Genomic DNA, 6,933 nt, shown 5'->3' with positions numbered 1-6,933 from the left:
CAGGACCCGAGCGCCGGCCGCGGCGGCGCTGACCGCCGCGCAGCCGCCGGCGATCCCGAATCCCAGGACCACGACGTCGGCCTCGTCGGTCCAACTGACATCCGCGGCGGAAATGGTGGCGGGGATCTTGGTGCTCATCGCTGCTCCTGCTTGATGTAGTCGAAGAAGGCTCTGATCCCGTCCGGGATGAGGGCGTACTCGAGATAGGGAATTCCGGACTGTGGATCGGAAACGTAGGCGAACCGCATACCTCCCGGCATGACCCCTTGGCCGGCGATCTGCGCTCCGCGTCCGGCCGCGTCGGCCAGCGCGGCTTCGAAGGCTGCGTCGTCGGCGACTTCGACGCAGATGTGATGCAAGCCCGACCCGTGATCCCGCAGGAAGTCGCTGTAGATGTTGGCGCCACCGCGGATGGGTTCGATGAGTTCGAGTTGCATGTCCTGCAGGTAGCTCAGCGACACGCTGGCGACATAGTCGGTGGGTCTGCCGTAGTAGGTGGTGGTCTCGGCCTCGAAATGCACCTCCGGAATGCGGACCCATTTGCGCACACCCAGCAGGTTGCTCAGTGCGGCCTCGGTGGTGTTGAGGTCGTCGGTCACCCAGGCGATCTGGACAGCAGTCTGGACAGGTGCGCTCATCGATTCGCAGGATAACCCAGCACTGCAGTGAATTGAAACGCGTTCTAGTTTTTCGGATCCGATGGGCCTACTGCCGGCCGGGTCCGCCCGCGACAAAATCGGTCAGCAGCGTGATCTGCAAGTCGAACAAGGCCCGTGGATCGGTGAGGGTGTCCGGCCCGTACTGGCCGAACACCTCGAGGCTGACCGCACCGACCAGGGCGGCCCACAACGTCGTGCAGCGCGCCACCACCGGGTCGTCGCCGCTGAATCCGAACTCCTCACGCAGTGCGGCGAAGTCCCGCGGAAGAGGTTGTGGCACAGCCGTCGTGGCCGTCGCAACCGTACCTTCGGCCACCCCGACGGCCACCGCGGAGAACACTGCCGCCACGACCCGGGTCCCCGGGCCGACGGTCCGGTCGGCCGGCGCCCGATATCCCGGCACCGGGCTGCCGTAGAGCAACGCCCAGCCCGCCGGTTCGGCGACCGCCCATGACCGCACCGCGTGCGCGATCGCCCGCACCTGGTCCCGCCACGGCTCCCCCGCGGTGCGCTGCGCATCTTCCACAGCGTCGGCGAGGTCGGTATAGGCGTCGACGAGCAGCAGGGTCAACAGTTCGTCACGGCTGGCGACGTAGCGATACACCGCCGAGGACACCATGCCGAGCTCGCGGGCGATGGCTCGCAGCGACAAGCCGGCCGCGCCTTCGGTGACGAGGTGACGCCGTCCCAGCTCGATGATCTGCGCCTCGATGCGCTCCCGAGTCTCCTGACGCTTGCCCATTCAACGAGTCTGCCATAAATCGAGAGCAATGCTCTTGAATTCCTCGGCGTGCGGTGCCACCCTAAAACAAGAGCACTGATCACTTTTCTTTCCGAACCCACGAGAACGAAGGACAATCCCATGACTGTTCGCTACGACAAACCCAATGCCGCGGCCCGGGCCGCCAACTGGATGATCAAGTTGTTGGCCGAAGCCGGCGTCAGCCTGTCGGGCACCCGACTGTTGCGAGTCCGCGGCCGGAAGTCCGGAGAGATGCGTGCGGTGGTGATCAACCTGATGTCGATCGACGGCGTGGACTACCTGGTGTCGCCCCGCGGCAACACCCAGTGGGCGCGCAACGCCCGCGCCGCCGGTGAAGTTCAGCTGGGGCCGCGGTGGCGCTCACATACGGTCGCCGTGACCGAACTTGCCGACGATGCCAAACCGCCGCTACTCGAGCGCTACCTGGAACGGTGGTTCTGGGAAGTGAAAACACATGTGGGCGGGCTGACTCCACAGTCGACTCTCGATCAGCGGCGCGCAGCGGCCCCGTCGATCCCGGTTTTTGTGTTGGGCGCTCAGCTGCCCGATGTCAGGGGGCCGGAGTCTGCACCGAAGCGGCCGTGACCACGCCGCCGATTCCGGCACGGACGATATCGCCGGTCGCCTGCCAGGACACGGCAGCCGGCAGGGTGCCCCAGGTGCTGTTGAACAGGCCGATGACCACCGCCCGGTCGCCGTCCACGACGTAGACCGGCCCACCCGAGTCGCCCTTCTGACTGACCACACCGTTGGTCATGGTGAACCACCCGTTGTTGACGCGTTCGACCGTTCCACAGCTTTCACCGGTGATGATGCCGAAGTGGCAGACCGGCTCGCCCAGCGCGGCAACGCGGCCCGGCACTGCTTCCAGCGGCAGCCCGCCGGGCAGGATGTTGTTCACCACCACGTTGTCGGCGAGCACGATGGCCTGGTAGTCGGTGATCACCTGGTCGGTGGTCACCACCGCTCCGTTGGGGGTGTTGTCCTCGAACATCGCAACATGGCCGATGACCTGGCCGTCACGATCGGTGACCGGCGCGTCGGCGTGGCAGTGGCCCGCCGAGAACGCCACCCGCATCGAGGGGTCGACGTAGCCGAGGGTGCAGCGGCTGGACCCCTGCAGGATCTCCATTCCCGGCGACACCAGCGGGCCGGGCTGTGCTGCCGCAGTCGGCGCCAGCGTCACTCCGACAAACATCGCGGCCATGGCGGCCAGAACCCGGTGACCCAGTGACCGTGAGAAGCTGCGAGGCATCGGATGCTCCGATCGTTTCGGGCCGCTGACGGCCTGCCGGTACGACTTTCACTGGGGTATCGGCAGCAGCATCACAAACCGTTACCGAATCTCCACAAAGTCAAGTACCCACTCGGCGTGTCGCGCATTCCAGATTGATATCGGCGCAGTCCAGAGGCACAAAAGCGCCCCGACTCAGGAGGGAGGCGGGGCGCTTTCGACGGTTACGGCATTGTCACGAATCGAAGCCGAGACCCAGCGCATCCAAGGTCTTCAACAGGACGTTGCGCTGCCCGGCGTTGTGGTCGGCACGGTCCAGCGACCACCGGGTGGCCTGGATCCCGACGCTGGCCAGTGGCTCCGGCGGGAACGGCAGCGGCTTTTTGCGCACCATCTCCAGCTCCGTACGTTGCGTCGGCTTGCCCTCCAACAGGTCCAGGCAGACGTCGGCGGCGAAGCGGGTGGCCCCGACACCGAGGCCGGTGAACCCGTTCACGTAGGCCACCTTGCCGCGGTGCGCGGTCCCCCAATGCGCGCAGAACCGGGTGTTGGTGTCGATGGCACCGGCCCAATGGTGGCTGAACGTCACATCCTCCAGCGCCGGAAACGTCAGGAAGAAGTGCGCGGCTAATCGCCGGTAGGTGGCCATCCGGTTCTCGTAGCCCGGATCGACCCGCCGGCCGAAGTGATAGACCGCGTCGTAGCCGCCGAAGACGATCCGGTTGTCTGCGGACAGTCGGTAGTAGTGGAACTGGTTGGCCGAATCGCCGATTCCCTGGCGGTTTCGCCAGCCGATGCGATCCAATTGCTCGGCGGTGAGCGGTTCGGTGGACAGCACGTAGTCGTAGACCGGCACGGTGTAGAACCGGTTCCGTTTGACCAGACTTGGAAAAACGTTGGTGGCCAACACCACTCGATCGGCGGTGATCTCTGCGCTCGGGGTGGTCACCGAGACCCCAAAAGGTCCCGAGGTCAGCGCCCGCGCCGGGGTGTGTTCGAAGATCGACACTCCTGCCTGCTCGCAGGCTCGGGCCAGCTCGAGCGCCAGTTTGGCCGGATGCACTATCGCGCAGGTCTGCGCCTCGAACAATCCACCGAGATAAGTGGGCGACTTGACCTGCGCCTGCACCGCGGCCCTGTCGAGGAAGCTGCCGTGCCCGTCGGCGGCGGCTTCTTCCAGCCACGGAACCTGGTGGGGTTCGGTGGCGACCGCCAGCATGCCGGTCCGTTCCCAGTCCACATCGAGACCCAAACCGGTGATGTCGGCCTGCATTCCCTCGAGATTGTCCAGTCCCAGCGCATCGAGTTCTGCAAGTTCGTCAGGCCAGCGGTTCTTGCCGTTCTCCTTGCCGTGGGTGAGGCTGGCCTCGACAAAGCCACCATTGCGCCCCGAAGCCGCCCAGCCCACCCGCTCGGTGTCGATCACCGCAATGCGGGCACCGGGATTGCGCTGCGCCGCATGTAAAGCGGTCCACAACCCGGTGTAGCCCGCGCCGACCACCAGCAGATCGCAGCGCAGCGGCGCCGTCAGCCGCGGATACTCCTGGCGCGGAAGGTCGAGCCACATCGACCTGAACGCGGAGCCCGCCAGGGAACGGTCGATCAGCGACGGGTTGACATGACGATCGAAGACAGTCTCCACAACAGCGCAGCGTACGTCAGAATCTCAGCCCCCAGATGCGCTGGGCGTCATCGGCGCCGGAAGCCGCCTCGGCTCCCAGCCGGGCGGGCCGAACACATAGCCCCACCGCTCCCGAAATCCGTGCGCGGCCCTGACATCGCGGACGATCGCCAGGTACTCGCGGGTCTGCAGCCTCCAGATGTTGAAGGTGTCCACCGGTTTGGTCAACCCGTACCGCGGGCGGAACAACTCGTCCTGGTAGGTCCCGAACAAGCGGTCCCAGATGATGAGGATGCCGCCGTAGTTCTTGTCGAGGTACTCCGGGTCCATTCCGTGGTGCACGCGGTGATGCGAGGGGGTGTTGAACACGAATTCGAAAGGCCCCCAGAGCTTTCCGACCCGTTCGGTGTGCACCCAGAACTGGTAGATCAGGTTCACCGAAAAGCTGGCGAACACCATCCAGGGCGGTACCCCGAGCAACGGCAGTGGAATCCAGATCAGGATCTCGCCACTGTTGTTCCACTTCTGCCGCAGTGCGGTGGCGAAGTTGAAGAATTCGCTGGAGTGGTGTGCCTGGTGGGCGGCCCAGATGATTCGGACCCGGTGCGCGATCCGGTGGTAGGTGTAGAACAGCAGGTCGACACCGAGGATCGCGATCACCCAGGTGTACCAGGCCGTCGACGGTAGGTGCCAGGGTGCGACGTAGACGTAGAGCGCCGCGTATCCCAGCAGTGCCAAAAACTTCCAGCCGGCGGTGGTGGCCACCGATACCAGCCCCATCGAAATACTGGCCCAGGTGTCGCGGCGAGCGTAGGCACCCGATGGCGGCCGCTGCTGCTCATCCACGGCTGCGGTGAGATGTTCGAGCTTGCGCGCCGCAACCAACTCCAGGATCAGCAGCAGCAGGAAGAACGGGACCGCCAGCAGGACGGGGTCCCGCAGCGGCGCCGGCAGCACTGCCAGCGCGTCCGACAACACCTGCACGTCGGCGAGTGTAACTCCAGGCGACGGGATTGTCGGGCAGAGTTCAGGCCACCGGCGCAACCCTGCGTGGCTCAGCCCTGATCAGCGGAAACTGAGGATCTCGTCCCCCCAGGCGGCGCGGATGTCGCGGTCGACGTCGTCGACGACCGTGTCCTCCCGATCGATGACCAGGGTGCTGCGCCGTTCGACGGTGTAGGCGGGCCAGTCCGGGTCGGATCCCGGCGTTTGGCCGTGGGCGAATGCCGCCCACCGAGCCTGCATGCGTTCCGAGACCGCCGCGCCCGCCGCCAGACCACCCAACTTGAAGGTGATGTCCTTGGAACCCATCACGAGATTGCCCCAAACATAAGGCAATTCGGTTGCATGGGCGGCACCGAGACGCAAGACCTTCAGCATCGGCGTGGTCCAGTCGAAGCGGTACAGGTGCACCGGAGCCCCCGCACTGTGCCCTTCTGCGAACCACACCGTGGGCATCCGGAACCCGACGTCACGGGCAACGTGCAGCCCCCTGGCTCTGGTGCGGACGCTCGAGTAGGCCGAGCCGATCTGCGCCTCCGAGGGCAATTGCAGACCGGGTTGTTCGGCGGCGATTTCGTCGAACATGGCCCGGATGGTCTTGGGCGCGATCGGCATCAGAGGTGAGCGCATCCACCGGAACAGCGACGCCTCATCCCTGTTGGTGCCGATCAGCAGGGGCACCGGGTGCGAACGTCCCTCCCTGGCCAGTTTGACCGGATAGTCGGGCACCAGATCGCCGTCTTTGGTCGGGGCAAACGCGAGGGTGCCCGGGGTGGCATTCGGCACATGGTCGAACACGTGGGCCGATGCGGCCACCAACGCGTCCATCGGCACCGAACGTGCATCGCCGGCGGTCGCACCCACCCAGTCGAGGATGAGTTCGGCCACGGTGTGGGCGCGCGCGCTGTCGTACACCGATGTTGCCGGAGAGCTCTGGACGATCGCCCGGGCGAACAGCCCATCCGCGGCCGGCGCCGTGAGCAATGTGGTGATGATCCCGGCGCCGGCGGATTCTCCGAACACTGTCACCCGATGCGGATCCCCGCCGAAGGCGGCGATGTTGTCCTGCACCCATTCCAGCGCCCGCAACACATCGCGTAGGCCAAGGTTGGAGTCGAATCGGTGTGCCCCCTCGAATCCGGTGAGATCCAGGAAGCCGAATGCACCCATCCGGTAGTTGAAGGTGACAACCACGACGTCGCCGCGGGATGCCAGCTTTTGGGCGTCGTAGAGCGGCTGGCTTCCCGAACCGAAGATGTAGGCCCCACCGTGGACCCACACCATCACCGGCTTGCCCGCGCCCGGCTCGGCGTCCGAAGGAGCCCACACATTCAGGAACAGGCAATCCTCGGCAGCTTGGGTGCCGGCGCCCAGCGGGATCGGGCTCTTCGGCTGCGGGCTGATGTTCCCGAAAGCCACCGCGTCGACCACCTCGCTCCACGGCTCGGGGCGCTGCGGGGCACGCCATCTGAGGTCACCGAGCGGCGGTGCCGCGTAACGGATGCCTTTCCACACCTTGGTGTGGCCGTCGTCGGCACCGCGGACCGGGCCGGCATCGGTGTCCACAACGGGAAGTCTGAGGGCGGGTTCAACCGCGGTCATGGATTGGTCCTCCTTTGCTGAATCGGCCGGACTGATCGAAACGGCTCGCTTG

The 6,933-nt window shown here is 65.8% G+C and carries 7 protein-coding genes; 1 reads left to right on the top strand and 6 read right to left on the bottom strand.

The window, feature by feature from the left end; all coding sequences use genetic code 11:
* Window positions 1–134 precede the first annotated feature (134 nt).
* Both WBB07_RS04595 and WBB07_RS04590 read right to left on the bottom strand, forming a co-directional pair.
* Window positions 135–638 (bottom strand): VOC family protein, encoded by a 504-nt coding sequence (locus WBB07_RS04595; RefSeq protein ID WP_526305187.1) that lies wholly within the window; start codon window positions 636–638, stop codon window positions 135–137.
* A gap of 67 nt (window positions 639–705) precedes the next feature.
* Window positions 706–1,401 carry a TetR/AcrR family transcriptional regulator gene (locus tag WBB07_RS04590; protein ID WP_526305185.1) on the bottom strand — a complete coding sequence of 232 codons (696 nt, stop codon included), beginning with the start codon at window positions 1,399–1,401 and terminating at the stop codon, window positions 706–708.
* Between the two features lie 120 nt (window positions 1,402–1,521).
* Between WBB07_RS04590 and WBB07_RS04585 the strand changes: the two genes are divergently transcribed.
* Complete coding sequence (locus WBB07_RS04585) at window positions 1,522–2,007, top strand: nitroreductase/quinone reductase family protein (protein ID WP_526305183.1); 486 nt, start codon at window positions 1,522–1,524, stop codon at window positions 2,005–2,007.
* Here WBB07_RS04585 and WBB07_RS04580 read toward each other — a convergent pair.
* The 4 genes from WBB07_RS04580 to WBB07_RS04565 all read right to left on the bottom strand — a co-directional run bounded on the left by WBB07_RS04580 (window position 1,973) and on the right by WBB07_RS04565 (window position 6,881).
* The gene (locus tag WBB07_RS04580) at window positions 1,973–2,677 is read right to left on the bottom strand and encodes an Rv1815 family serine proteinase (protein WP_526305181.1); all 705 of its coding nucleotides are present in this window, start codon (window positions 2,675–2,677) and stop codon (window positions 1,973–1,975) included. The two genes, WBB07_RS04585 and WBB07_RS04580, sit on opposite strands and share 35 nt — an antisense overlap.
* A gap of 214 nt (window positions 2,678–2,891) precedes the next feature.
* Window positions 2,892–4,298 carry an NAD(P)/FAD-dependent oxidoreductase gene (locus tag WBB07_RS04575; RefSeq protein WP_526305179.1) on the bottom strand — a complete coding sequence of 469 codons (1,407 nt, stop codon included), beginning with the start codon at window positions 4,296–4,298 and terminating at the stop codon, window positions 2,892–2,894.
* 24 nt (window positions 4,299–4,322) lie between these two features.
* Entirely contained in the window at window positions 4,323–5,261 is a 939-nt protein-coding gene (locus tag WBB07_RS04570; RefSeq protein WP_526305177.1) for a sterol desaturase family protein, read from the bottom strand.
* 81 nt (window positions 5,262–5,342) lie between these two features.
* Window positions 5,343–6,881: a carboxylesterase/lipase family protein gene (locus tag WBB07_RS04565; RefSeq protein WP_526305175.1), complete on the bottom strand. Its 1,539-nt coding sequence runs from the start codon at window positions 6,879–6,881 to the stop codon at window positions 5,343–5,345.
* Window positions 6,882–6,933 lie beyond the last annotated feature (52 nt).

Origin of the sequence: Mycobacterium sp. (assembly GCF_049647605.1) — a bacterium.
Classification (GTDB): Bacteria; Actinomycetota; Actinomycetes; order Mycobacteriales; family Mycobacteriaceae; genus Mycobacterium.
This window is presented reverse-complemented; position numbering and strand designations above follow the sequence as displayed.

Bases quoted from the DNA above. Each gene is read 5' to 3' on its own strand.
- WBB07_RS04590 (WP_526305185.1), bottom strand. From the start codon at position 1,401: ATGGGCAAGCGTCAGGAGACTCGGGAGCGCATCGAGGCGCAGATCATC.
- WBB07_RS04595 (WP_526305187.1), bottom strand. From the start codon at position 638: ATGAGCGCACCTGTCCAGACTGCTGTCCAGATCGCCTGGGTGACCGAC.
- WBB07_RS04565 (WP_526305175.1), bottom strand. From the start codon at position 6,881: ATGACCGCGGTTGAACCCGCCCTCAGACTTCCCGTTGTGGACACCGAT.
- WBB07_RS04580 (WP_526305181.1), bottom strand. From the start codon at position 2,677: ATGCCTCGCAGCTTCTCACGGTCACTGGGTCACCGGGTTCTGGCCGCC.
- WBB07_RS04585 (WP_526305183.1), top strand. From the start codon at position 1,522: ATGACTGTTCGCTACGACAAACCCAATGCCGCGGCCCGGGCCGCCAAC.